This is a genomic window from Actinomadura harenae (assembly GCF_003696215.1).
GTDB lineage: Bacteria > Actinomycetota > Actinomycetes > Streptosporangiales > Streptosporangiaceae > Spirillospora > Spirillospora harenae.
Genome location: NZ_RFFG01000042.1, coordinates 17491 through 40952 on the forward strand (window position 1 = coordinate 17491; position 23462 = coordinate 40952).

17 protein-coding genes are annotated in these 23462 nt (G+C 72.2%); 6 read left to right on the forward strand and 11 right to left on the reverse strand.

The window, feature by feature from the left end:
• Positions 1 to 18: 18 nt before the first annotated feature.
• Genes EBO15_RS22845 through EBO15_RS22860 form a run of 4 tightly spaced genes read right to left on the reverse strand, consistent with a single transcriptional unit; the run spans position 19 to position 7342 of the window.
• Positions 19 to 2538: a hypothetical protein gene (locus tag EBO15_RS22845; protein ID WP_122196474.1), complete on the reverse strand. Its 2520-nt coding sequence runs from the start codon at positions 2536 to 2538 to the stop codon at positions 19 to 21.
• Positions 2535 to 3803, reverse strand: a complete 1269-nt coding sequence (locus tag EBO15_RS22850) for a hypothetical protein (RefSeq protein WP_122196475.1) — start codon at positions 3801 to 3803, stop codon at positions 2535 to 2537. The genes EBO15_RS22845 and EBO15_RS22850 overlap by 4 nt, the downstream gene beginning before the upstream one ends.
• The gene (locus EBO15_RS22855) at positions 3800 to 5710 is read right to left on the reverse strand and encodes a hypothetical protein (protein WP_122196476.1); all 1911 of its coding nucleotides are present in this window, start codon (positions 5708 to 5710) and stop codon (positions 3800 to 3802) included. The genes EBO15_RS22850 and EBO15_RS22855 overlap by 4 nt, the downstream gene beginning before the upstream one ends.
• A 30-nt stretch (positions 5711 to 5740) precedes the next feature.
• On the reverse strand, positions 5741 to 7342 hold the full coding sequence (locus tag EBO15_RS22860) for a DUF4407 domain-containing protein (RefSeq protein ID WP_158628333.1): 1602 nt from the start codon (positions 7340 to 7342) through the stop codon (positions 5741 to 5743).
• 494 nt (positions 7343 to 7836) lie between these two features.
• Here EBO15_RS22860 and EBO15_RS22865 point away from each other — a divergent pair, with 494 nt between their 5' ends.
• The gene (locus tag EBO15_RS22865; protein WP_233616370.1) at positions 7837 to 9891 is read left to right on the forward strand and encodes a UvrD-helicase domain-containing protein; all 2055 of its coding nucleotides are present in this window, start codon (positions 7837 to 7839) and stop codon (positions 9889 to 9891) included.
• 2 nt (positions 9892 to 9893) lie between these two features.
• Here EBO15_RS22865 and EBO15_RS22870 read toward each other — a convergent pair whose 3' ends face one another.
• Positions 9894 to 10700, reverse strand: coding sequence for an SAM-dependent methyltransferase (locus tag EBO15_RS22870; protein WP_122196479.1), 807 nt, complete (start codon positions 10698 to 10700; stop codon positions 9894 to 9896).
• A gap of 177 nt (positions 10701 to 10877) precedes the next feature.
• On the opposite strand from EBO15_RS22870, the gene EBO15_RS22875 reads away from it, so the two are divergent.
• The gene (locus EBO15_RS22875; RefSeq protein ID WP_122196480.1) at positions 10878 to 11882 is read left to right on the forward strand and encodes an NAD-dependent epimerase/dehydratase family protein; all 1005 of its coding nucleotides are present in this window, start codon (positions 10878 to 10880) and stop codon (positions 11880 to 11882) included.
• On the opposite strand, the gene EBO15_RS22880 is transcribed toward EBO15_RS22875, so the two are convergent.
• Genes EBO15_RS22880 through EBO15_RS22890 form a run of 3 tightly spaced genes read right to left on the reverse strand, consistent with a single transcriptional unit; the run spans position 11866 to position 14468 of the window.
• Complete coding sequence (locus EBO15_RS22880; RefSeq protein ID WP_199744745.1) at positions 11866 to 12399, reverse strand: AAA family ATPase; 534 nt, start codon at positions 12397 to 12399, stop codon at positions 11866 to 11868. The two genes, EBO15_RS22875 and EBO15_RS22880, sit on opposite strands and share 17 nt — an antisense overlap.
• A gap of 22 nt (positions 12400 to 12421) precedes the next feature.
• Positions 12422 to 13300 carry an RNA polymerase sigma-70 factor gene (locus tag EBO15_RS22885; protein ID WP_122196482.1) on the reverse strand — a complete coding sequence of 293 codons (879 nt, stop codon included), beginning with the start codon at positions 13298 to 13300 and terminating at the stop codon, positions 12422 to 12424.
• A 19-nt stretch (positions 13301 to 13319) separates the two neighbouring features.
• Positions 13320 to 14468 (reverse strand): NAD(P)/FAD-dependent oxidoreductase, encoded by a 1149-nt coding sequence (locus EBO15_RS22890; protein WP_199744746.1) that lies wholly within the window; start codon positions 14466 to 14468, stop codon positions 13320 to 13322.
• Positions 14469 to 14653: 185 nt separating this feature from the next.
• Between EBO15_RS22890 and EBO15_RS22895 the strand changes: the two genes are divergently transcribed.
• Positions 14654 to 15823, forward strand: a complete 1170-nt coding sequence (locus tag EBO15_RS22895) for a DUF7927 domain-containing protein (RefSeq protein WP_122196484.1) — start codon at positions 14654 to 14656, stop codon at positions 15821 to 15823.
• A gap of 77 nt (positions 15824 to 15900) precedes the next feature.
• Positions 15901 to 16227: a DoxX family protein gene (locus EBO15_RS22900; protein ID WP_122196485.1), complete on the forward strand. Its 327-nt coding sequence runs from the start codon at positions 15901 to 15903 to the stop codon at positions 16225 to 16227.
• A gap of 54 nt (positions 16228 to 16281) precedes the next feature.
• Here the strand turns inward: EBO15_RS22900 and EBO15_RS22905 are convergent, their stop codons facing one another.
• Positions 16282 to 17187 carry a PrsW family intramembrane metalloprotease gene (locus EBO15_RS22905; RefSeq protein ID WP_233616371.1) on the reverse strand — a complete coding sequence of 302 codons (906 nt, stop codon included), beginning with the start codon at positions 17185 to 17187 and terminating at the stop codon, positions 16282 to 16284.
• Positions 17188 to 17723: 536 nt separating this feature from the next.
• Complete coding sequence (locus tag EBO15_RS22915; protein WP_122196487.1) at positions 17724 to 18758, reverse strand: helix-turn-helix domain-containing protein; 1035 nt, start codon at positions 18756 to 18758, stop codon at positions 17724 to 17726.
• A gap of 223 nt (positions 18759 to 18981) precedes the next feature.
• Here EBO15_RS22915 and EBO15_RS22920 point away from each other — a divergent pair, with 223 nt between their 5' ends.
• Both EBO15_RS22920 and EBO15_RS22925 read left to right on the forward strand, forming a co-directional pair.
• The gene (locus tag EBO15_RS22920) at positions 18982 to 19431 is read left to right on the forward strand and encodes a rhodanese-like domain-containing protein (protein ID WP_233616372.1); all 450 of its coding nucleotides are present in this window, start codon (positions 18982 to 18984) and stop codon (positions 19429 to 19431) included.
• 658 nt (positions 19432 to 20089) lie between these two features.
• Positions 20090 to 21997, forward strand: coding sequence for a DEAD/DEAH box helicase (locus tag EBO15_RS22925; RefSeq protein WP_233616373.1), 1908 nt, complete (start codon positions 20090 to 20092; stop codon positions 21995 to 21997).
• Between the two features lie 246 nt (positions 21998 to 22243).
• Here EBO15_RS22925 and EBO15_RS22930 read toward each other — a convergent pair whose 3' ends face one another.
• Positions 22244 to 23050 carry an acyltransferase gene (locus tag EBO15_RS22930; protein ID WP_122196488.1) on the reverse strand — a complete coding sequence of 269 codons (807 nt, stop codon included), beginning with the start codon at positions 23048 to 23050 and terminating at the stop codon, positions 22244 to 22246.
• Between the last annotated feature and the right edge of the window lie 412 nt (positions 23051 to 23462).

The window sequence follows — 23462 nt, forward strand, 5'->3', positions numbered from 1 at the left end:
GGAGGCCCCGAGGAGAGGTCAGTTGTTCTTGCGGCGGCCCAGGATGCCGCGTCGTCCCTGGTAGGAGCGGATGCGGGACTCGGCCTCCTCCAGGGTCTCGCGGGTGCGTTCGGTGAGGTCGAGGTCGTCCGGCTGGGACGGGGAGGCGGAGGCCGTCTCGACGAGGGTCAGCTGGAAGCCGAGGTCGCTGGGCAGGCGGGTGTCGACGGCGTCGCGGAGTTCGCGCGCGAGCCGGCGCGAGGCGCCGTGCGCGGTCCTGATCAGCAGGTGCGCCGCGTCGTCGGCCTGCTTGAAGGACCAGCCGTAGAGGTGGACGGCGGTCATCCGGGCCTCGAGGACGGCGGCGAGGAGGCTGGGGCCGGTGAACCGCCATGCGGAGCCGTCGATGGCCTGGAGGATCGGCAGGGGCTTGGTGCCGTCCGCGGTCGCCTCGGCGATCAGGCGGCCCACGTCGCGGAACGGCGCGTCGGTCGGAAGGGCCTGGAGGACGGTCCGGTACTCGTCGGCCGCGACGGACGGGTGGCGGTCGGCGGCGGCCTCCCACCAGCGGCGGTACGCGGGCCAGTCGGCCATGCCGGGGTTGGCGGCGCGTCCGCGCACCACGGCCTCGACGACGGCGGACCGGTTCAGGCCCTCGGTCGCGCACAGCGCGCCGGCCAGGGCGGTGATCAGCGCGACCTGGTCGGGATCGTGGGCCCACCGCAGGTCGGCGAGGTGCTCGGTCAGCGCGCCCTGGACGTTGTTGGTGAGCTTGCTGAGGGACTCGTCCGTGACGAGGGCGCGGAACGTGGTGGTGTACGCGTGCCGGTCGGGGGTCTCCAGGTGGACGGGCCCCCGGCCGGCGGTCATCCGCAGCAGGTCGAGGACGGCGGCGTCCGCGCCCCGGGTCGGCTGGACGTCGCGGAGCCGGTCCAGCCAGCTCGCGCGTTCGGACGAGGGCAGCCCGGCCAGCCAGCGGATCAGGACGGCGGCGAGCAGGTCGAGCCGTTCGCGACGTGCCGCCGAGGAGACGAGCAGCGCGACGCAGTCCGCGCCATAGCGGGCGAACGCTGCGATCTCGGTGGGTGAGACGGACGTGTCGGGGGTGCGGAGCGCGTGGAACGGGTGCAGCAGGTCGTGCGGCGCGACCCCGGCGAGGAGGTCGAGCCAGGCGTCCTCGTGGTGGCCGCCCGACTGGTCGAGGTCGGCGACCAGCGCGCAGACGAGCGTCGACTGACCGCGTAGGGCGCGCAGCATGGCGGGACGATCGGCCGTGCGCGGATCCGTCCAGCGCTCGATGAGGTTCGCCGTGGCCTGGACGGGTGCGAGGCCAAGTCTCGGGTCACGGGACGTCCCGACCACGTCCGCCAGCAGCTTGTCCGTGTGGCCGAGGGCGTCGGCGAGCCGGACGTAGGGGTTCGGGTCCTCGGACGGCGCGCTCCGGACGCGTCGCAACACCTCGTTGGTGAGGGCACGCCAAGGTTCGCTAGGGACGCCCACACCCAGCTCTTGCCAGATGCTCTGAACCGCGGCCAGATCCCCGCCAAGCCGGATGAAGGCCGCGAAGAGGAGTTCGTGGTCGCTTCTACGAGGAAGCTCCTTGTAGCGTCCGCTCTCCAGCAGCGCCGCCACCTCGGACGCGTCGCATTCGTTCCGACGCACACGCTCTAGGACGAGGGCGGGACGGTCCAGATCCACAAGGATGTCGTAGGCCCGGGTCGGATCCGCGTTCACCATGTACTCGGACCGGCCGGAGAGGTAGTCCAGAACCTCCAGCAGGCTGCGGTGCGAGATCGAGCGGTGCAGCTCGTGCGCGTACGCGTAGGCGAGACGGCAGTCCGTGGGCGGTTGCGGCTCCGAGGTACGCCAGTCGAGTTCGAAGCTGCCCGGACGCGGATGGTAGGCGAACGTCAGGCCGATGTTGGAGTTGTCGCCGCGCAGCCAGGTCGCGGCGGTCAGCCCAGGACGCCAACCAAAGGGGAGCAGCGCGGCTACCGCGTCTAGGAAACGGAGCCGGACGGTGTGGTCCAGGTCGTCCGCCCCAGTGATGGTGACCGGGCCTTCGAGGAGGAGGGCGGCCGTGGTGGCGGCCCGTCCGAGCCAGTCGTGACGCTCGATGTCCTGGGCGATCTCTTCAGGCGCATAGGGCGGGACGTCCAGTGCGGCAGGCGGGAAGCCGTCCGGGCCCAGGCCGGAGACCGCGCGCACGAGGCTCGCATAGGAAACCGGAGCCCGGACGAACTGTTCGTAGGGGAAGCACCCGTAACGCGTCCGGACGATGGGACGGCCCGCCGCGTCCGTGCCGTCCGTCCAGTCGTGGATGGCGACGCCCAGGTAGCTGCCGCGGTCGTCGAGGACCTCGGTGAGGCTGATCCAGGGCAGCGCCTCCGCGCCGGTGCGCTCCGGCGGCGGGTTGCCCAGCGTGTAGCGGTCGAGGATGGCGGTGAAGTCGTCCGCGCCGAAGGCGTCGCCGCCGCTGCCGAGGATCCCGTAGTCGTCGTAGGTGCCGGGGGTCTTGCCGCGCACGGCCCATCCGGCCGAGAGAGCGACCGTCGTCATCCACCGCTCCCGCTCGCCGGGCCCCGGAGCCCGCCGGCACCGCCGGCCTGGGCCTGGGCCTGCGTCAGCCGCTCCACCAGCCACATGATCGGCTCCATCACGTTGATCGGGCGGACCTTGCCGCGCAGGTGCATCGTGGTCGATCCGTCGGTGTGGGTGCGGCGGACGAGGTTGCTGTAGTTCTCGTCGTCGAACTTCCCGGTCCGCGGGTCGATGTAGAACCCCACGGCGGACGTCACGAAGTAGCGGGTCCGGTCGGGGGAGAAGTGCTGCCTGATCTCGCGGCGGATGGCGTCGATGTTACCGATGCCGTCCGCGCGGCACAGTTCCTCGAAGAACCGCTCGGCGACCTCGGCGTGGACGGCCGGGAACAGGAAGTCGGGGTCGGTCACCGACTCGTAGCCGCCGCGCCGCGCGATGTCGCGCACCCACAGGTGGTCGTACTTGGTGATGCAGACGGCCAGGTGGTGCGGGAGGTAGTGGTCGTCCCGGTGCTCCGGCGCGCGCTGGCTGATCTCCAGGATCGTCCGGTTGAAGAACTGGTAGGAGTCGCGGGCCTCGCGCTCGCGGGTCGGGTCGAGCAGCAGGATCAGCCCGCCGCACGCGGCCAGGTGCTCGACCAGCTCGCGGCGGTCCCGGCCGCCTCCCTCGCCGCGCCGGGACGACTCGGGCTCGCCGGTCGCGAACCGCGGCCCGCCCGACGATCCCCCGGGCCCGCCCGTGGCGAACCGGGGCCCACCAGGCGATCCGGACACCGATCCCGACCCCGTGCCGGACGCCGCGCTCTCGGCTCCCGCGCGGCTGTCGAACAGCCGGCCCGGCGGGTCGACGAAGTCGAGGTTCACGCGGACCGTGACGCCCCGCCGCGCGGGCGGCCGGTACCACTTCGTCCGCTTCCTGACCTGCCGTGTTCCGTGCAGGCGCCAGGACAGCTTCTCCGACGACTGCGTCGCGTGCGGGAACATCCGCTGCTCGCTGAGCCGGTCGGTGCTGTAGGCGAGGAACGCGGTCGAGTCGTCGTTCGCGCCGTCCAGCCGCCAGCCCGGATCGCCCAGGCTCATCGCGATGCGCAGCGCCGCGAGGAAGGTCGTCTTGCCACTCGCGGGCGCGCCCCAGATGCCGATGCTGGTCCTGCCCGGACGCACCTCCTCCACCGGCTCCGGCGGGGCCGCGGACGCCTCGGGAGGCGGCGGCCCGGCGTCGGCGGCCTCCGGCGCGGCCGGAGGCACGGCCGGGACCGGCGGGGGAGCTGACGGGTCGGTCATGCGGGGTCACCTTCCACGAAGACGGGGGCCATCAGCGGGAACGGGACGCTCGCGCCGCCCGGCGGGACGAGCCCCATCGCGTCGGCCAGCGCGCGGGGCGTCAGGCCCTCCAGGGTGAGCCGGCGGTGCGCGCCCAGCGCCGTCCAGTAGTCGCGGTCCGGGTCGGTCGCGCCGTCGAGGACGGTGACCAGCCGCACGCCGGAGCGGCGCAGCGCGTCGGCGGCGGCGCGCCAGTCGTCCTTGCGCGGGCACGGCTGGGCGAGCTCGCGCAGCGGGTCCTGGCCCTGGCCGCGCGGATGCGGCGGACGCCCCGCCAGCACGACCAGCACCCGGTACGGCGGATGGTTCATCTCGTTCAGCCAGCCGCGCGCGTCCCGCTTCCGCTCCAGGAAGGCGACGATCTCGGCGAGCGCGTCCTCCAGCGGCGCCGCGTCGGACTGGTACGGCCGCGCGCGCCGCTCCATCGCGGCGAGGACGTCGAGCGCCCGGTCGGGATCGGCGTCCCACACGCCCTCGACGACGGCGTCGTGCTCCTCGCCCAGCTCGAACGAGTGCTCGCGGTAGCCGCGCACCGACACCCCGGCGTGCTCGCCGAGGTCGGCCGAGACCAGTTCGAGCGTCCCGGCGAGCAGCTCGCGGCGCGCGGCGGCGGGGACCGGCGGGCCGCCCAGCTCGATCGCGCACATCACGTCCACGACGTCGGCGGGCGCCGGGCAGGCGCGCGTGTGCGCGTACAGCCGGTCGAGCGGGCGCGCGTCGGGCCGGACGTCGGGAAGGTCGGGCCAGCGGACGCGTCCGGGCCCGTCGAGCCTGGCGCGCAGCGACAGCACCCCGCGCGGCAGCCGCGTCGCCTGGACCGACACCGGACGCGGGTCGTACGACGGCGCGGGATGCGCGGGCGCGGCGACGACCGCGAGGACGACGTCGTTGTCCGCGCCGCCGGGCCCGCGCGCGACCCGGACGACGGCCTCCTGCCCGGACGTGCTCCCCGCCGGGAACAGCGGGACGAGCACGGGCTGCGCGCCCGGCCCCTCGAACTGCGCCGCGACCAGCCAGTACTGCGCCGGCAGCGGCAGCCGGGCGACCGCGTCCGCCAGCTCGTCCGCCGCGGGCCGCCCGGACCGGACGAGCCGCGCGTCCGGACGCAGCAGCCGCAGCCGCGCGATCGCCAGCCCCGGCACCGTCCAGCCGGGCGCGGAGTCGGCCAGCAGCGTCGTGACGCCGAACGGCAGCCGCTCCGCGAGCCGCGCGAATCCGAGGTCGAGCGCCTCGGTCAGCCGGGCGCGGTCGATGTCGTGCAGACCGCCCGCCAGCTGGAACGCCCGCTCGCCGTCCTCGGACGCGAGGAGCGGCCCGGCGAGCCGCTCCCAGGAGTGGTCCTCGCGCGACCAGGGATCGCCCGGGCCGTCCACGGCGTCCGGGCGGACGACCATCACGGACACGCCGTCCGCGCCGACGTCGATCAGGACCGGCGTGCGCGCGTCGTGCCGGAGGAGCTCGTCGAACGCCCACTGCGTCGCCCACGTGGACGGATCGCGACCGAGGTCGGGCCGCCCGAACTCGAGCGTCCACCCCCCGGCACCGGCACCGGGGGCCGCCGTCGGCTTCGCCGCCTCGTCGAGCAGGCGCGTCCGCTCCCGGTCGGCGTCGTCGCAGGCCCGCGCCCACTGGTCGTCATCGAGGACGCCGCGCACGAACGGCCGCGCCTTCTCGCCCACGCGCGCGGCGGCGCGCAGGTCGTACCGGAGCCGCGCCTCGCTCAGCTTCGTCCCGTCGAGATCGCCGTCGAGGGGCGTCCAACCGCATTCGGCGCATTCGAAGCGCGCGAGGTCGTCCGGCACCAGCCCGCACACGGCGCAGGGGAGCGGCGCCTCGGCGTCCGGTGGCAGCGGCGCGTCAGGATCCATCGGACGCCTCCCCCGCCGAGCAGGTCCGGGTCACCGCCCGCCCCGCCGGTTCAGCCATCGCGTCAGGCCCGCCAGCAGGCCCCCGCGACGCGGCCTCGCCATCGGGGACGCCTCCCCCGCGGGACGAATCCGCTCCCCCGTCGGACCACCCCGGTTCGGAGCGCCGCCACCGTTCGCGCCACCGTTCGGGCCGTTGTTCGGGCCGTTGTTCCCCCACGCGGGCGGGGGCGTCCCCGTCCTGATGACCGGCGGAACCGGCGAGTGGCTCAGCCCGCCGTTCGGCACCGGAGGCGCCGCCGGAGGAACACTCACCGGATGGCCGTTGCCGTTCCCGTTCCCGTTGGCCCCGGCGGAGAAGCGCCCGAGTTGCTCCCGCTCCCAGCGCTCCAGTTCGAGCCGCTGCAACCGCCGCTCGACCTCGATGATCTCCTGGACGGACGTCTCGACCAGTTCGGCGCGGCGCTCCTGGAGGCGGCGCGCGAAGTCGGTCTGGCCGCTGTTCTCCCGCAGCCCGACGCCCTCCTGCTTGCGGACCTGGTCGTCGAGCAGGAGCCGGTCGCGGGCGCGGACCTTCTCCACGGCCTCGTCGTACGCGCCGGGCGGGCCGAACAGCGACAGCACCTTCACGATGATCGGCAGGCATTCCAGGACGGTGATGAACAGGAACAGCAGGCGCCGCGCCCACTGCAGCTGGCTCTCGCCCTGGGACGCCCGGTCCAGGCCCTTCAGCCGGATGAGCAGCCCGGTGTTGTCCTTGTTGCTCTTCTCGAACGCGGCACGGTCGGAGAGCTGACGGCCGCGCAGCGTCTTCAGCTCGCTCTGCACGCCGGGGAGCTTCTGCTGCGCCTGCGCGACGAGCACGTCCTTGTTCTTGGCGGCGGCCTGGTTCAGCGCGCCCGACTTCGTGCCGATCCGGTTGTCGATCTGGTCGATCTGGGCCTTCGCCTGGTCACGCCGCCGGACGAACTTCTGGTAGCGCGGCCCGTCGCCGCTCCGCCCGCTCGTGCCGTTGCAGCGGTCGCCGGTCAGCTCGCAGGCGGCCTTGTCGTCGTAGTCGTTGAACTCCTTCTGCAGCGCCGGGAGCTGCGCGCGGAGCTGCTTGATCTCGGGGTCGTCCTCGGGGTTGGCGAGGCCGTCGCCGGTGCGCTGCTTCAGCAGCTGCGCCTCCTGCTGCTCCAGCACGCGGATGCGCTGCGCGTCGGGCCCGGTGTCGAGGTTGCGCTGGAAGGCCCGCGAGTCCTCGTCGTGGATCTTGTCGACGGCCACCCGGACCTCGTCGTCGAAGATCTGGAGCACCAGCGGCGTCGAGATGATCACGCCGAACAGCAGCGCCATGACGACGCGCGGCAGCGCCAGCAGGACGGTCAGCAGCCTGCCCTGGCTGCGGGTGAGCGACACGACGAGCCAGCGGTCCAGGTTCAGGATGACCAGGAACCACATCATCGACAGGGGGACGGCCGCCCACACCGAGGCGCCGACCGCCATGCGCAGCGCGAAGAACATCGAGACGGACGCGAGCGTCGCCGTGGTGAGCACCGCGCCGCCGATTCCGACGTACTTCGCGCGGTCGGTCGAAGCGCGCCGCAGAATGTCGGGATCGGCCCCGGACAACCACACCAGGACGTTCTTCATGGGCCCCGCCCGTCTCGCAGAGTCGTCCGTTGTGAGACGCCACTTCCGGGGTGAAAGTTCCGGGACGTCCCTGAGAAACCAGTTCCGGCCGAGGCGTCGCGACGAGCGGAGGCGTTCGTCCGCCTCACGCGGCCCGGGTCTGAAGGAGGCCGGCCTGCCGGACGTCGCATGCCGCGGTTCGGGCGGTTCGGGCGGTTCGTTGCGTGGTTCGGGAGGGTCGTTCGGACGCGTCACCGCACCCCCGGAATTCCTCGATGGGACGAATCGGGAAGCGGGCCACAGCCTAACCCGAGCCATTCCGGCGGAACCCTGCGAACTCCGTCAAGTGTGACGAAGCGTGACCCGACCGTGATGGTGCCCCGCTACTCGCCGGTACTCCCTCGGCCAACACCGTCACTTGTACGAAAGGCACCACCCCCTTTTGCTCCGACCTGATTGTTGCTATCTGTGAGGGGGGTCGTGACTGTCCGACGTTGGTCGAGGGGTGCGCGTTGGTGGATGGCGGATCGGCTGGGGCACGGGGACGACGGGCGCGCGAAGAGGCGCTGGAGCTGGCCCGGCGCTCGCGGGAGGCGTCGGAACGGGCGCGCCGGTGGACGGACGCGTCGGAGGAGGAACGCCGTGTCGCGGCCACGCTGCTGACGCTCACCGCCGACGGATGGCGCCTGCTGGTCGACCGGACCTGGCCCGGCACGCCGTCGGCGGACGCCCCCATGATCCTGGTCGGACGCGGCGGGGTGTTCGTCGTCGACGTCGTGAACCGCCCCGTCCCGCCGTCCGTCGAGAACGGACGCCTCACCGGCCACGACGACGATCTCGCCCGGATGGCGGCGCTGGCACGGGCGGTCGAGGAGCGGACGGCGGCGCTCGGCATGTCGCCCGTGGCCGTCCAGCCGCTGATGATCTTCGCTGGTCACCGCCTGGACGAGCAGCTCGCCCGCGTCCGGCTCGTCGGGCGGGAGGACGTCGTCAACGTCCTGATGGCCGCGCCGAGGCGGCTGAACGCGCCGATGGTGAAGGCGGTCGCGGCGCACCTGGAGGAAGGGTTCCCCGGCGTCGAGTCCTGCGCGCTTCCGGAGCGCCGTCCGGACGCCGGCGCCGGCGCGGGCGAGGCGGAGTCGCTGTTCGACGTCGAGGAGGTCGAGAAGGCGGTGCTGGAGTCCGTCCTGCACGGCCCGATCGAGCAGTGGATGACGTTCCTGCACCCCGACCAGGTGGCGATCGCGCGGCGGGACTGGAGCGGCCCGGCGCGGATCAGCGGTCCGGCGGGAACGGGGAAGACGGTCGTGGGGCTGCACCGCGCCGTCCACATCGCGACGCGCACGACCGGGCCGATCATGTACGTGACGTTCGTGAACAACCTGCCGCGCGTCCAGGGGCGGCTGTTCCAGCGGATGGCGGGGCACCTGGCCGACCGCGTCGAGTTCACCAGCCTGCACGGATGGGCGCAGCGGTTCCTCACGGACCGCGGGATCCGCGTGAACCTGGACCGCCGCCAGGTCGAGGACGCCTTCTCCCGCGCCTGGCTCCAGGTCGGACGCGGCAGCGCCCTGACCGAGATCGACCCGCTCCCGCACTACTGGGAGCAGGAGATCGACCACGTCATCAAGGGACGCGGCCTCACCACGGCCGAGGAGTACCTGGCGGTCAGCCGCTACGGCCGCCGCACCCCGCTCCAGGCCGCGCACCGCGAGGCGGTCTGGCGCCTGTACGAGGCGTACGAGCTGCTCCGGCGCCGGCGTGACGTCCACGACTTCAACGACGTGCTGCTCCTGGCCCTGCGCGAGCTGCGCGAACGCCCGGTCTCGCCGTCCTATGCCGCCGTGATCGTGGACGAGGTGCAGGACCTCACCCTCATCGGCGTCCGCCTCCTGCACGCCCTCGCGGGCGACCGCCCCAACGGGCTCCTTCTGATCGGCGACGGCCAGCAGGCCGTCTACCCCGGCGGATTCCGCCTGGCCGAGGCGGGCGTCGGCATCAAGGGGCGCGGCGCCGTCCTGCGCATCAACTACCGGAACGCCGCCCCGATCCTGGACGAAGCCCTCCGCCTGGTCTCCGAGGACCCCTTCGACGACCTGGACGGTCCCACTCCCAACGGCCACCGCACGGTCGAGACGACCTACCACGAGGGACGCGTCGTCCACGCCGCCGCCCGCTCCGAGGCCGACCACGACGAACACCTGGTCAAGGCCCTCACGGCCCGCGCCGAGGACGACGCGGACGCGTTGTCGGGCACCGCCGTCCTCTGCCGTTCGCGCAACGACGTCGAGCACTACCACCGGCTCCTGACCCGCGCCGGCCTGCCCGTCCTCCGCCTGGACGGCTACGACGGCCGTCCCGCGGACGCGCTGAAGATCGGCACCTACCTGCGTTCGAAGGGCCTGGAGTTCAAGAACGTGTACCTGCCCGCGTTCAACGCCCGTCCCGTCGTCCCCGGCGGCGATCCCACCGCGGACGAACGCGCCGCGCTGACCCGCCGCCAGACGTTCGTCGCCATGACCCGGGCCCGCGACGTCCTGTGGCTGGGCACGATCAACCCGGAACGCTGAGGTCAGGGCCTGCGCGCGATGGCGGCGTACATGCCGGCCTCGTCGGGGGTCACGGGCGCGGCGTCCGGCGCCGGACGCCAGTCGGCGGTGTAGACGAGGCCGGGGTCGAGCAGCTCGGTCCCCGTGAAGAAGCGGGCGACCTCCGCGGCGGTGCGCGTGTGCAGGGACGCGGAGGAGTGCCGGTCGTAGACCTTCTCGGCCCGGTGGGCGATGTCCGGGTCCGGGTCGGACGTGCCGTGGGAGATGACCAGGTGGCTGCCGGGGGCGGTGCCGGACATCAGGCGTCCGACGATGCCGTGCGGGTCGTCGGCGTCCGGGAAGAAGTGCAGGACGGCCAGGAGCAGGACGGCGACGGGACGGTCGAAGTCGATCAGGCCCGTGACGTCCGGGTGCGCGAGGACGCCCTCCGGGTCGTGCAGGTCGGCCTGGACCAGCGAGACACCGCTGGCCTGGGCCAGGAGGGCGCGCGCGTGGACGGCCACGATCGGGTCGTTGTCGATGTAGACGACGCGCGCGTCCGGGTTGTGGCGCTGGGCGACCTCGTGGACGTTCTGCTGCGTGGGAAGCCCCGTGCCGACGTCGATGAACTGGTCGATCCCGCAGTCGCGGACGAGGTGGGTGACCGCGCGGCTGAGGAACGCCCGGTTGTGGCGGCACGCCGAGAGCGTCTGGGGCGCGGTGCGCAGGAACGCCTCGGCGGCGACGCGGTCGACGGCGTAGTTGTCCTTGCCGCCGAGGAAGTAGTCGTAGATGCGCGCGGGGCTGGGCACGGTGGTGTCGACTCCGGTCGGCACCCATTCTGCGGTCATCGCTTCTCCCACCGGGCGGGTACGGGGGTGATCCTAGGCGGCCCCCGCGAACCGGGGGAGTGCTTCGTCCTATGACGTCCTACGGCGGCCGGAAGCTCGCGGATGTTCGCTCTGAGCGGTAATGCGAAGAGCGGAAGCCCTTGAACGGACACGGCGTCCCGGTGATAGCACGGAGTCATGAGGCTTTTGGTTCTTGGCGGGACGGAATTCGTCGGACGGGCGGTCGTCGAGGAGGGCGTCGCCCGAGGCTGGGACGTCACGGTCTTCAACCGGGGGACGCGCGGCGCGGTCGAGGGGGTGGAGACGCTGCGCGGCGACCGCACCGCGCCGGGCGGCCTGGACGCGCTGAGGACGGGCGAGTGGGACGTCGTCCTCGACACCTGGTCGTGGGCGCCGGTGGCCGTCCGGGACGCGGCGGAGCTCCTCGCCACGCGCGCCGCGTCGTACGTGTACGTGTCGAGCCGGTCGGTCTACGAGTACGCGATCCCGGTCGGCGCCGACGAGAGCGCGCCGGTCGTCGAGGGATCGGCGGACGACGATCAGTACCACGACCGGGCCAAGGACTACGCGCGGGTCAAGGCCGGTGGAGAGCTCGCGGCGGTCCGCGCGTTCGGCGACCGGGCGCTGCTCGCGCGCGCCGGGCTGATCCTCGGCCCCTACGAGAACATCGGGCGGCTGCCGTGGTGGCTGAACCGCGTCGCCCGGGGCGGCGAGGTGCTCGCGCCCGGCCCGGCCGAGCTGAAGCTCCAGTTCATCGACGCGCGGGACCTGGCCGCCTGGTCGCTGGACGCGGCCGCCCGGCAGGTCGGAGGCGCGTTCAACCTGACCGGCCCGATCGGGCACACGACGACGCGGGAGCTGCTGGAGACGCTGGTCCGGGTGACGGGGGCGGACGCGCGGCTGCGCTGGGTCGACCCGGACCCGATCCTCGCGGCGGGCGTCCAGCCCTGGCAGGACCTCCCGGTCTGGGTTCCGCCGGGCGACCTGTACGAGTTCCTGCACCGGACGAACGTCGACAAGGCGCTCGGTGAGGGCCTGACCTGCCGTCCGGTCGAGGAGACCGTCGCCGACACCTGGGCGTGGCTGCGGAGCGTCGGCGGGGAGGCGCCGCAGCGCGCCGACCGCGCGCCCGTCGGCCTCGACCCGAAGGTCGAGGCCGCGCTGCTCAGCGGGGCGGCTTGAAGAGGTGGCCGCCGTCCCGGATCGCGGCGTACACGGCGTCCGCGGTCCGGTCCGCGCTGAGACCGGACGAGTCGAGGACGTACTCGTCGTAGCCGTCCAGTGCGGTGAACTGCGCGTGCAGGTCGCGGACGGGGCCCGGATCGGTGAGATGCCGCTCCGGGTCCCGCGCGGTCGCGCGCGCCACGGCGGTCTCGACGTCCGGACGCAGGATCACGTAGTGGAACGGCGTCCCGCGCCCCGTGAACCTGTCCAGGAACCACGGCCCCATGACGCCGTCGCAGACCACGGTGTAGCCGCCCGCCGCGTACCCGAACGCCGCGCCCGCCACGACGTCCATCACGGTCTCGTTCTGCGCCTGCGACTCGGGCAGGTACGGCATGACGAGCCCGCGCTTGATGAACGCCCAGAAGTCGTCGGTGTGCAGGTGGACGCCGCGCTCGAACCGCTCGGCGAGCAGCCCGGCGACGGTCGTCTTCCCCGCCCCGGGCGGCCCCGCCAGGATGATCACGTTTTCCATGCGGCCCATCCTGACGCGGACGTCAGCCGCGACGCAGCCCGATGAGTTTGTCCGGATTCGCCTGAAGGCGAAGGTTCTGGATGCGGCCGTCGAGCAGATCGAAGGTGACGACGCTGATCGGCCGCCCGCCGAGCACCGCGAGGACGCCCAGCTCGCCGTTCACCGTCGCGGTCTCCAGCGTGATGCCCGCCGAGACCGGCTTGGCGAGCGTCCCGACCAGCCAGCGCGCCACGTGGTCCGGCCCGTGCAGCGGACGGCGCGCCGCGGTGACCTTCCCGCCGCCGTCCGACCAGCAGGTCACGTCCGGCGCGAGCAGCTCCATCACCGCGTTGATGTCGCCGCCCGCCGCCGCCTCCATGAACCGCTCGGTGAGGACGCGGCGGCGCTCCGGATCGTCGTCGAACCGGGGACGGCGGGCCCGCACGTGCTCGCGCGCCCGATGCGCGACCTGCCGCACGGACGCCTCGGGCCGGTCCACGAACCCGGCGATCTCCGCGTGCGAGAAGCCGAACACCTCGCGCAGCACGAACACCGCCCGCTCGACCGGGGACAGCGTCTCCAGGACGACCAGCATCGCGGTCGAGACCGTGTCGGCCGACTCGGTCTCCTCGGCGGCACGGTCGGGCTCGGTCAGAAGCGGTTCGGGGAGCCACGGCCCGACGTAGGACTCGCGTGTCGCGCGGGCCGACGTCAGCCGGTTGAGGGACAGGTTGGTGACGGTCCGCACCAGGTAGGCGCGGGCGTTCCCGACATCGGAGCGGTCCGCCTTGTTCCAGGCGAGCCACGCGTCCTGGAGGACGTCCTCGGCGTCGGCGACGCTGCCCAGCAGCCGGTACGCGGTGCCGAACAGCAGACGCCGATGCTCGGTGAACGGATCGCCGATGGGTTTCGCGGTCGTCATCGGGCCGGCCGTCCTTCCGTCAGCGGGTGGCCCGGCCACCCTTGGAGAGGTAGGGGTAGACATTGACACGCCTGCTGATCCGGAAGACAGGGATCGGGCTGCTGCTGACGGTCTCCTTGTAGCGGGCGGCCAGGCGCCCGGTGAGGATGAACCGTCGCGGCGTGTCGTCCTTGCGGACGAACTGGATGAGCCCGTCCTTGCGTCCGAGGCTCAGCGGCTGGTGGAAGTACCCGAACCGGAACGGCTTCGGGGTCCGCCCACGCAGAAGTCGCGCGATGTTGTCCGCGGCATGCGTTGCCGTAGGAATGCCGCTCTGGCACGTCCCGTGGATCGGCCCCCACGCCTGCCGGGCGGCAGCGGCGTCCCCAATGGCGAACACGTCCGGATGCGACACCGAGCGCAGTTGCGCGTCGACGACCACGCGTCCGTTCTCGTCCGTGGTGATCCCAGCGGCGGCGGCTACGGCGGGCACGCGCACACCGGTCGTCCACAGGGTCACATCGGACGGGACGACCGAACCGTCCGCGAGCTCGACCCCGTCCAGCAGCACCTTCGCCACGGCCTCGCCGCTGCGCACGGACACACCGAGCCTCTCGAACACCGTCGCCAGGTAGGCGCGCGCCCGGTCACCCGTCATCGAGGCGGGCTCACCCCTGCTGACCAGGGTGACCTTCAGCTCCGGGTGGCTCTCGGCGATCTCGGCCGCCGCCTCCACACCGGTCAGCCCGCCACCGCACACCGTGACCGCCGCGACGCCGGACTCCGCCAGCCGCGCCGCCAGCCGCCGCGGCTCGTCCAGCGTGAACGCGTACTCCTCCGCGCCCGGGACGAGCGACGTGTCGGCGCGGCTCCCGAGCGCGAGCACGAGCGTGTCGTACTTGAGAACACCAAGGTCAGCGAGGGTGACGCGGCGCTCCTCGGGGTCGACCGCCGTGACGCTCCCCTGCCGGAACACGACGCCCGAACCGTCCAGCAGATCGGGGATCCGGTGCACGGTGAGCTCCTGCCCGGCCGCGGTCTGATGGGTGCGCAGCCGCTCCACGAACCGGTCGGACGGGTTGACCAGCGTCACCGTGACGTCCCCGTCACGGCGGGTGCGATGGGCGATCCGGACGGCGCACATCATGCCGGTGTACCCCGCCCCCACCACGACGATGTCCTTGCGCATCTTCCTCATCTCCCTGAGGACGTTCCCGTTGGACGCCCATGGGACAAGCGGGCCGTGCCGTTCGTGACGACTCCGTCCGTGAGCTGCGTCACGCGGGTAGATCGTCGGTCACGGCCCCGGACATATCCGGTCCCCGACGGTGTCGTTCCAGGTCAAAGCGGGTCCGGATATGGCTGGATGCCAGCATGATCCTGTCGCGACGATGGCGGAGGCACCGCCACCTGGCCCCGCCGCTCGCCCTGCTCGGCGCCACGCTCGCGATGGGCGCCGCCGTGATCACCCTCGGCGCCGCCGGAACCGGACACCCGCCCGCCTACCCGCCGGTGACCCCGTCGGCGACGACGAGCTCGTCCACCGCGCTCCGCCCCGGGCCCTACGCGTCTCTCGTCGCCGTGAACCTCACCGTCCACGGCGTCCCGGCGATCGGCCAGCCCGCGTTCGCCGGACGCCTCGGAACGGCCGACACCGAGGACGCCGCCGACGGGCGCCGTGCCGACTACTCCCACGACCCCGACCACGTGAAATCCCTGGTCACCGTCGCGAAACCCTCCGGCGGCACCTCCGGCGACGCCTGGGACGCGACCAGCGACACCGACGCGTTCGGCATGGCCCTCGCGCCGCGCGGCCCCGAACTCCTCCGCATCGCCACCCTCCGCACCGACGCCCGATGCCGTCCGCCGCGGACACGCAACACCCTCACCGAACCGACCATCGCGGGCATCCCGATCGGCGACGGCGCGAAACGCGTCCCCGTCACCGGTGCGCAGCTCGGCTACGACCGCGTCTCGACCGGCGTCCTCAACGTGACGATGACCCGCGTCCAGCGGACGACCCCGGCCACCGCCGAGGCCCGCGCCGAGATCGCCATCGACGGCACGCTGTACGACGAGACCAGCCGCATCTACTCCGGCCCGATCGCCCGGCTCGTCCTCGGCGACGTCCACGCCCAGTGCACCGGCGCGTCCCCCTCGTCCACGCCCCGGCCCACACCGAGACCGGCCGAGCTGAGCGTCCGCAAGACCGTGGACAAGGACCACGTGCGCGCCGGAGGCGTCGTCCGCTACACCCTGACCGTCGAGAACGACGGCGGGAAGCCCATGGACGCCCACTTCGTCGACAACATGGCCCGGATCCTCCGCCGCGGCGACTACAACGGCGACGCGACCGCCACCCGCGGCCGCGTCGCCTACCTCAGACCCCGCCTGACCTGGACGGGCCGCCTCGCCCCCGGCCAGAAGGCGAAGGTCACCTTCACCGCCACCGCCCGCCGCGTCGGCACGATGCGCAACGTCGTCATCTGGGGCGCGCCCTCGGGCCACGTCGTCACCAAGGTCATCCCAAGACGGCCGAGATGACCCGTCCCATCTGTCACACCACCGCGACGCGCTCCGTCGGGGAGACGAGAGCACCGAACGACCAAGGAGCGCGCACCATGTCCACCACCTACACCGTCGTCACCGTCCTGACCGCCGCCTGGATCGGCTTCTCGGCCGTCTCCCTGCTCCGCCGCGCCGACTTCGTCACCCAGCCCCTCGTCGAGTACGGCGTCCCCCGCACCTGGTGGACCGCCCTCGGCACCGCCAAGGCCCTGGGCTCCCTCGGCCTCCTCGCGGGCCTCGCCGTCCCCGCCGTCGGCGTCGCCGCAGCCCTCGGCCTGGCCCTCTACTTCCTCGGAGCCATCGCCACCGTCCTCCGCGTCCACTCCTACAAGACCCTCCCCTACCCCGTCCTCTACCTCACCCTCAGCACCACCACATGACCCGACCAGCCAAGGGCCGTACAGCCCGGGGCCCGGACGGGCAGGATTGGCCGATCAGGGATTGGACGGTCGGGGAGGCGCCCCGGTCCCGAACAACGGGGGCTGCACGGACGCGGGCAGCGGAGGCGGAGCGACAGACGTCGCCTCAGACTCCCCATCGTCATCCGACGGCGAACGCCGCGCCAGCGCGCGAAGCCACCCCAACCCCACAAGTGAGATCGCGAACAGCCCGCCCCAGTCCAGGACCGCGATCAGATGCCCCTGCTCGGACGTGGCCTCCGGCAGATACCCGCGGTCGATCAGCCCGTACTGCCACGCGTCCCCGGTCAACCGAAGCGTCACCGCGATCGCGATGCCGTGCATCGAGTCCCACAGCGCGTGCAGCACCGAAACCCCGAGCCATGCCAGAACGACCAGCCAGCTGATGCGAAACCGGCGCCGCCCCCGCGACGCCGAGAACAGGACCCCGCCCAGGATCGCCGTCCACAGCCCATGCCCGACCGGCGTGAGCACCCCACGAAGAATCTCCGTCTCCACCAGCGCCCAAAGACTGAGCCCGTGCACGGTGAACAGCGCGTTCAACGCATACCCGGCGCTCTCGAACGCCGCGAACCCGAACCCGACCGTCGCGCCGAGCACCAGCCCGTCCCGCGTCGTCCGCATCCGCACCCCAAGAGCCACGTAGATGAGCGCCGCGAGCTTGACCGCCTCCTCGATCAGCCCCACACCCACGTACATCCAGGGCGACGGATGCAGCAGATACGTCTCCAACACCGACGCGCCCAGCAACCCGAGCACGCCACCCACGACGAACGCGCGAAACAGACGAGGAACGGTGATCTCCGCCGACGTCCCATGAGCGTAAGCCCACACCACGAACGCCGCAGGGACCACGAAGCTGCCCAGCAACACGATCGTCGGCAAGAGATTCGAGTTGTCCGTCAACGCCGTGACCAGCACACTCGCCACCCACAACGCCAACCCCGACCCCAGCACCCGAACCCACCCCCGGGCCCCCACAGCCCGAACAACACCCCCCACCCCCATAACCCCGACCTACCCCCACCCACCCCCACCCCAACCCACCCCCGCCCCGACCACCCCACACCCACACCGACTCACCCCACTCCCCACCTCCCCCTGCACTGGCCGCAGCTCCGGCAGCGGACGGCTGGGAACCGGACGTGGCGCACGTGAACTACCCATCCGCGAAACTCCGACCGTCCGCGCTGGGCGGACCACCCGTCCGCGGTGACGGACCCCCGTCCGCGTTACAGCGGGCTACCCCGTCCGAGTTGCAGCGGGTCGCCTCCATCCGCGCTGCGACGAACTGCCTCTGCGCTTCGCCTGCTGACCCGATTCAGCCAGGGTGAGTGGGGCTGGGCTGGATCGGGCTGGCTGTGCGCATACGGGTACCTGGCCAGCTGAAGTCGGAGCGTCCGCAGCAAGAGGCGTCCCCACCGCATGCCTCGAGCGTGACGGGACCTGGCGCTCGGTCAGCGGCGGTCCGCCGCCGACTGGGACGAGGTTCGTCCATCCCGCGCGCCAGCCCGAAGGCCGCCGTCCCCGGCTCGGAAGGCGTTCCTGTAGGCGGACGGAGAGGTGCACATGATGCGGGAGAAGTGGTGGCGGAAGGTGGCCGGGCTGTCGAATCCGACCACGGCGGCGATCTTCTCCACCGGAGTCGCCCCGTCCTCCAACAGAGGCAGGCTGGCCATGATCCGCTGGTGCAGAACCCAGCGCAGCGGACTGGTGCCGGTCTGCCGACCGAAGTGCCGGATGAAGGTACGAGGCGCGAGACAGGCGACGCGCGCGAGTTCGGCGATCGTCAGCGGACTCGTCAGGTTGGCCAAGGCGTAGTCCATGGCACGCGCGATCGCATCGTCCGCCGCCGGCTCCGGAACGGCGGCCGCCACGAACTGGGCCTGGCCTCCGTCCCGATGTGGCGGGACGACGAGCCGTCGCGCGACGGCATTGGCGATCCGCGCGCCGTGATCCTTGCGGACCAGATGCAGGCACAGATCGAGGACGGCCGCGCTCCCCGCGCCGGTGATCACATCATCGCCGTCCACATAAAGAACGTCTGGCGTGACTTCGATCTCCGGATATCGCCGCCGCAGCAGGTCGGCGTACAGCCAGTGAGTCGTGGCCGCCCGCCCGTCGAGCAGCCCGGCGGCGGCCAGGGCGAACGCCCCGGAGCAGTTCGACACGACCCGGGCACCCCGCTCATGCGCTGCCCGTAAGGCGTCCACAAGCGCCCCCGGCACCTCACCACGCACATCGGGAACCGCCACCACGATCAAGGTGTCCGCCGCAGCGAACGCCTCCAGCCCGTGATCAGGCGTCATGTCGAGCCCACCGACCATCCGCAACGGCCCCGGCGTCAGGCCACAGACCCGGAGGTCATACCAGGGCACGCCCAACTCCGGCCGGGCAAGCCCGAACACCTCGACGACCGCACCCAGCTCGAACGGCGCCATCCCGTCAAAGGCCAGTACTGCGACCTCGTGCCCGCGCCCCACCTGGATCATGGCCAGATCTTAACGATCAACGGCATTCACGCCACTGTCCCACCCCCACTCAAACCAGCGACCATCGACAAGACGGTCCACCCGACAGAACACCCACCCACAGATCACCCCCACACAGGCCCCCACACAGACCTCCTCACAGGCCCTGTCAGGGCCGGGCCGTGGCAGGCGGGGTGGGGCGGGGCGTGGGGTTGACCTTGTAGACATCAGTAAGGAGTCGATCGTGACTGTTGATGAGATCCGGACCGAGCGTGCGGCTGTGCGGTTCTTTGCCTCGAGGGTGGCCTTCGAGACCGACCCGTCGGACGTGTTCGCCCAGATGGGGGAGGGGGCGGACAAGGTCATCGTGGTGGACTCGCGAGCCCGTGAGGCGTGGGACATGGGGCGCGTCGCCGGGGCCGTGCACCTGCCCCGGCTGGAGATCGCCGCCCGCCATGGTGAAGTTCTCGATCGGGATGCGCTCGTGGTCGTCTACTGCTGGGGTCCGGGCTGCAACGGCGGGGTGAAGGCCGCCCTGGAGCTGGCCCGGCTCGGTTACAGGGTCAAGGAGATGATCGGCGGGTTCGAGTACTGGGCCCGCGAGGGGTACCCGGTCGAGACCGCCGCCGGTGTCAGCCGTCGTTCTCCAGATCCCCTGACCGCTCCGGTGGCCGGCATCACCTGCGCCTGCTGACCCCTGGCCTCACCTCCTTTCTTCAACGCCGGACGAAAGGGACGGTCCTTTCGCCCGAAAGATCTACCTGGGTGTCCCAGAGCACCATCCCCGCAAGGCCGGACGGGGTGTGCGCTCCACGGACCGCGACCTGCGTCCCGGATCCGCCTCCCCCCTGAGCGGGAGCGGGACGCAGGCGCGGCCTTGGACGTGGACGCCACTCCGCCCCCACCGCGGCAAGCTCGGAGCAGGTCCACGTGACCATCGTCGCCGCCGTCCGGCACGCCTTCCAGCCGACGCCCAAATTGTGGATAACCTGTTCGCAGGGAGGCTTTTCCTCGTGGGTGAGCGGTCCAGCCGTCCACGCAGAGGTCCCGCACCAGAAGGGCTCGGCGGGCCGCGCCTCTGATGGCTGCCTCGCCAGAGACCCCGGGGCATAGCGATCACCTGCGCGCACGTGGACGGACACGGGCGAAGTGGTGCGTGTGACGTGCGCGTCCGTTCGAGATGGGCATAAGCAGGGGGCCTCCCGACGTTAGGATGAACAAATCACTCTTATGACGCCCGCCCGAACTGCGGCGGCGTCACGACTGGCTCGTCCTTGCAGCGCACGAATCACGGCCGCCTCCCCGGCCCCTGTGGTGCCTCCCGAGACGCGCCCCCTCTCGGAAGGTATTGCGTGACCGACGTTTCTGCTGCCCATGCCCCGTCCACCCCTGCGGAGGACATCGCGGACACCGCGAGGGTCGAGGCACAGCCCGGCTTCGCCGAACTCGGCCTGCCGGAGCCGCTCGTATCGGCGCTCGCACGTCAGGGCATCGAGTCCCCGTTCCCGATCCAGTCCGCCGCCATCCCGGACATCATGTTCGGGCGGGACGTGCTCGGCCGCGGTAAGACCGGCTCGGGCAAGACCCTGGCGTTCGGCCTGCCGCTCCTCGCTCGCCTGGAGGGCCGCCGCGCCGAGCCGCGCCGTCCGCTGGGCCTCATCCTCGTGCCCACGCGCGAGCTCGCCCAGCAGGTCGTGACGAACCTGGAGCCCCTCGGCCGCTCCCTGGGCCTGCACTTCAAGACCGTCATCGGCCAGACCTCGATGTTCAAGCAGATCGACGCGCTGCGCCGCGGCGTGGAGATCATCGTGGCGACCCCGGGTCGTCTCAAGGACCTGATGCGTCAGGGCGCCGCCGACCTGTCCGACCTCGAGATGGTCGTGCTGGACGAGGCCGACCACATGGCCGACATGGGCTTCCTGCCGGATGTCACCGACATCCTCGACGAGGCCCGTCCCGGCGGTCAGCGCCTGCTGTTCTCCGCCACCCTGGACAACGACGTGGACGTCCTCGTCAAGCGTTACCTGAACGACCCGGTCAACCATGCGATCGGCCCGGTGGACGAGCCCGTCGACACGATGGACCACCACCTCCTCCTGGTCGCGCCCAAGGAGAAGGCCGCCATCACGGCCGAGATCGCCAACCGTGACGGCCGGACGATCCTGTTCGCACGCACGAAGCACGGCGTGGACCGGCTCGCCAAGCAGCTCACCCAGGCGGGCGTGCGCGCGGCCGGCCTGCACGGCGGCAAGTCCCAGGGGCTCCGCACGCGCACGATCGCCGAGTTCCACGAGGGCACGTTCGACGTCCTCGTGGCCACGGACGTCGCCGCGCGCGGCATCCACGTCGACGGCATCACCCTCGTCATGCACGTGGACCCGCCGGCGGACCACAAGGACTACATGCACCGTGCCGGACGTACCGCGCGTGCGGGCGAGAAGGGCACCGTCGTCACGCTCGTCCTGCCGCACCAGGTGCGTTCGACCTCTTCGATGACCCGCCGCGCGGGCATCGAGGCGCCCAAGCACCGCGTCACGTCCGGTGACGAGGAGCTGGTCCGCCTCACGGGCGCACGGGAGCCGTCCGGTGTGCCGATCGAGGGCCCGGTCATTCCCGAGCGTCCGCGCCGTGAGGCGGGGGGCCGGGGCCGCGGCCGTGGCCGTTACAACGGCCAGCGCCGGTTCCGTGAGGACGGTCCCCGCGGCGGCAGCCGTGAGGGCCGTTCCGAGGGCTCGTTCCGACGGGACCGTGACTTCGGCGGAGAGCGCCGTAGCGGTGGCCAGGGGAACGGGTACCGCGGCGACCGCGAGTTCAACAGCGGCGACCGTGGTTCCGACGGCAACCGCCGTGGCAACGACTCCCGCGGGGACGGATTCCGCCGGAACGACGACCGTCGCGACCGTCCCAACGGGGACGACCGTCGGGACAATGGATTCCGTAACGACCGCCCTGAGGGCGGCGGCTACCGCGGTGACCGTCCCTACGGGAACGACCGTCGCGAGGGTGGCGGCTACCGTGGCGACCGCAACTTCGAGGGTGGCGACCGCCGGGGGAACAACTTCTCCGGTGAGCGCCGCGAGTTCTCGGGTGGCGACCGCCGTGAGGGTGGCCGGGCTCCCCGTGGCGAGCACGGCAGCTTTGCGGGTGGCGACCGCCGTGGCGGCGGCGCCCCGCGCGGAGCGGGCACCGGCCGGCGCAACGGCTCCTACGGCGGTCCCCGCCGTGAGGGCTCCGACCGCAGCCGCGCGCGCTTCAACTAAGCGCTAGAACGCCCAGGACGGGCCGCTGACACTTCGGTGTCGGCGGCCCGTCCGCTTTGTTCACCGGGAAAACAGCACTGTCGACGAGGTTGTCCACAGTTCGGCGCCTCGCTGGCGTCGGCCTCGAGCCCGGCCGAGGATGGATCCCGTCAGCCGTCGAGGGTCGGCGCCAGCCGATCCCGAACCGAACGGGAGGTGATCAAGAAGCCCGAACACGGCCCGCGTCCGAGCGCCGAGGCGGCGAGGTCAGCCCGCTTCCTCTTGGAGCTCGGTGGGAGCGGGAGCGGCTTCGCGGAGCTTGTCCTGGAGAAGCTGGAGGCCTTCCATGCCGTCCAGCGACAGGGCGGCCAGCTCGTCCAGCGAGATGAGGGGCTGGTTCCGGAGCGGAGGCTGCCAGCCCTCCTCCGGGGTGTGGCTGCGGAGGACCTTGGCGGGGACGCCGCCGATGACGGAGTGGTCGGGGAACTCGCCGCGGACCACCGCGCCGCCCGCGACGGCGACGTTCCGCCCCAGCCTGGTGCCGGGGAGGATGATCGCCCCGGTGCCGATCCAGCAGCCGGACCCGATGACGACCGGGTTGTTCTCCGGCCACTGGCGTCCCACGGGCATGTCGAGATCCGCGTAGGTGTGGTTCTGGTCGGTGATGTAGACGTTCGGGCCGGTGAAGACGTCGTCGCCGATCTCGATCGACTGGTGGCCGACGATGTGGGTGCCGCGCCCCAGCGAGCATCCCCTGCCGATCTTCACGATGACGTCCGGGCCGAGGTCCAGGCCCGGCACGAAGCCGGCGGAGATCGTCACGTGGGTGCCGACGAGGGTGTGGGCGCCGATGGAGATCCACGGCTCGCCGTAGATCGCGCCGGACGGGAAGCCGATGCACACGCCCTCACCCAGGTGGGCGAACCGGCGGCGGCCCGGAGTCTCCGGGGTGATCTCGCCATGCCGCTGGACCCACTCCCAGCCCCGATGCACGGCCAGGTGCAGGCCCTGCCTGGCCCTGCGCTTGAGGAGCCCGGCGACCTGCTGCCCCAGCGGACGCGATGTCGGCGACATGGCGCCACCGTACCGGTTGGTAGCACCCCAAAGCCCCCAAGCCCCACCACCCCCAACCCCGACCAACCCCCCACCGCCAGCTCCCCGCCAACCCTCTCGGCCAACCCACGCGTGCAGGTCCCCACGCGTGCAGGTCCCCACGCGTGCGGGCCCATGCGCGCTGGGCTCCACGCGTGCTGGCCCCCACGCGTGCCGGGCTCCATGCGCCGGGTCCCACGTGTGTCGGGCCCATGCGCGCCGGGCCGCGTGTGTCGGGCCCGATGCGCGCCGGGCCGCGTGTGTCGGGCCCCATGCGTGCTGGGCGCCGCGTGCGTCGGGCCCGATGCGCGCTGGGTCCCATGTCCGTCAGGTGCCGTGCGGCGGGCTCTCTGTGAAGCTCTGGGCGGTGGCTTTGGCTTGGGGGTGAGGAGTG

What these genes read in the sequence shown, in the direction of transcription:
- EBO15_RS22845 (WP_122196474.1), bottom strand. Translation starts at nt 2,538, where the DNA reads ATGACGACGGTCGCTCTCTCGGCCGGATGGGCCGTGCGCGGCAAGACC.
- EBO15_RS22850 (WP_122196475.1), bottom strand. Translation starts at nt 3,803, where the DNA reads ATGACCGACCCGTCAGCTCCCCCGCCGGTCCCGGCCGTGCCTCCGGCC.
- EBO15_RS22855 (WP_122196476.1), bottom strand. Translation starts at nt 5,710, where the DNA reads ATGGATCCTGACGCGCCGCTGCCACCGGACGCCGAGGCGCCGCTCCCC.
- EBO15_RS22860 (WP_158628333.1), bottom strand. Translation starts at nt 7,342, where the DNA reads ATGAAGAACGTCCTGGTGTGGTTGTCCGGGGCCGATCCCGACATTCTG.
- EBO15_RS22870 (WP_122196479.1), bottom strand. Translation starts at nt 10,700, where the DNA reads ATGACCGCAGAATGGGTGCCGACCGGAGTCGACACCACCGTGCCCAGC.
- EBO15_RS22875 (WP_122196480.1), top strand. Translation starts at nt 10,878, where the DNA reads ATGAGGCTTTTGGTTCTTGGCGGGACGGAATTCGTCGGACGGGCGGTC.
- EBO15_RS22880 (WP_199744745.1), bottom strand. Translation starts at nt 12,399, where the DNA reads ATGGAAAACGTGATCATCCTGGCGGGGCCGCCCGGGGCGGGGAAGACG.
- EBO15_RS22885 (WP_122196482.1), bottom strand. Translation starts at nt 13,300, where the DNA reads ATGACGACCGCGAAACCCATCGGCGATCCGTTCACCGAGCATCGGCGT.
- EBO15_RS22890 (WP_199744746.1), bottom strand. Translation starts at nt 14,468, where the DNA reads ATGCGCAAGGACATCGTCGTGGTGGGGGCGGGGTACACCGGCATGATG.
- EBO15_RS22895 (WP_122196484.1), top strand. Translation starts at nt 14,654, where the DNA reads ATGATCCTGTCGCGACGATGGCGGAGGCACCGCCACCTGGCCCCGCCG.
- EBO15_RS22900 (WP_122196485.1), top strand. Translation starts at nt 15,901, where the DNA reads ATGTCCACCACCTACACCGTCGTCACCGTCCTGACCGCCGCCTGGATC.
- EBO15_RS22915 (WP_122196487.1), bottom strand. Translation starts at nt 18,758, where the DNA reads ATGATCCAGGTGGGGCGCGGGCACGAGGTCGCAGTACTGGCCTTTGAC.
- EBO15_RS22930 (WP_122196488.1), bottom strand. Translation starts at nt 23,050, where the DNA reads ATGTCGCCGACATCGCGTCCGCTGGGGCAGCAGGTCGCCGGGCTCCTC.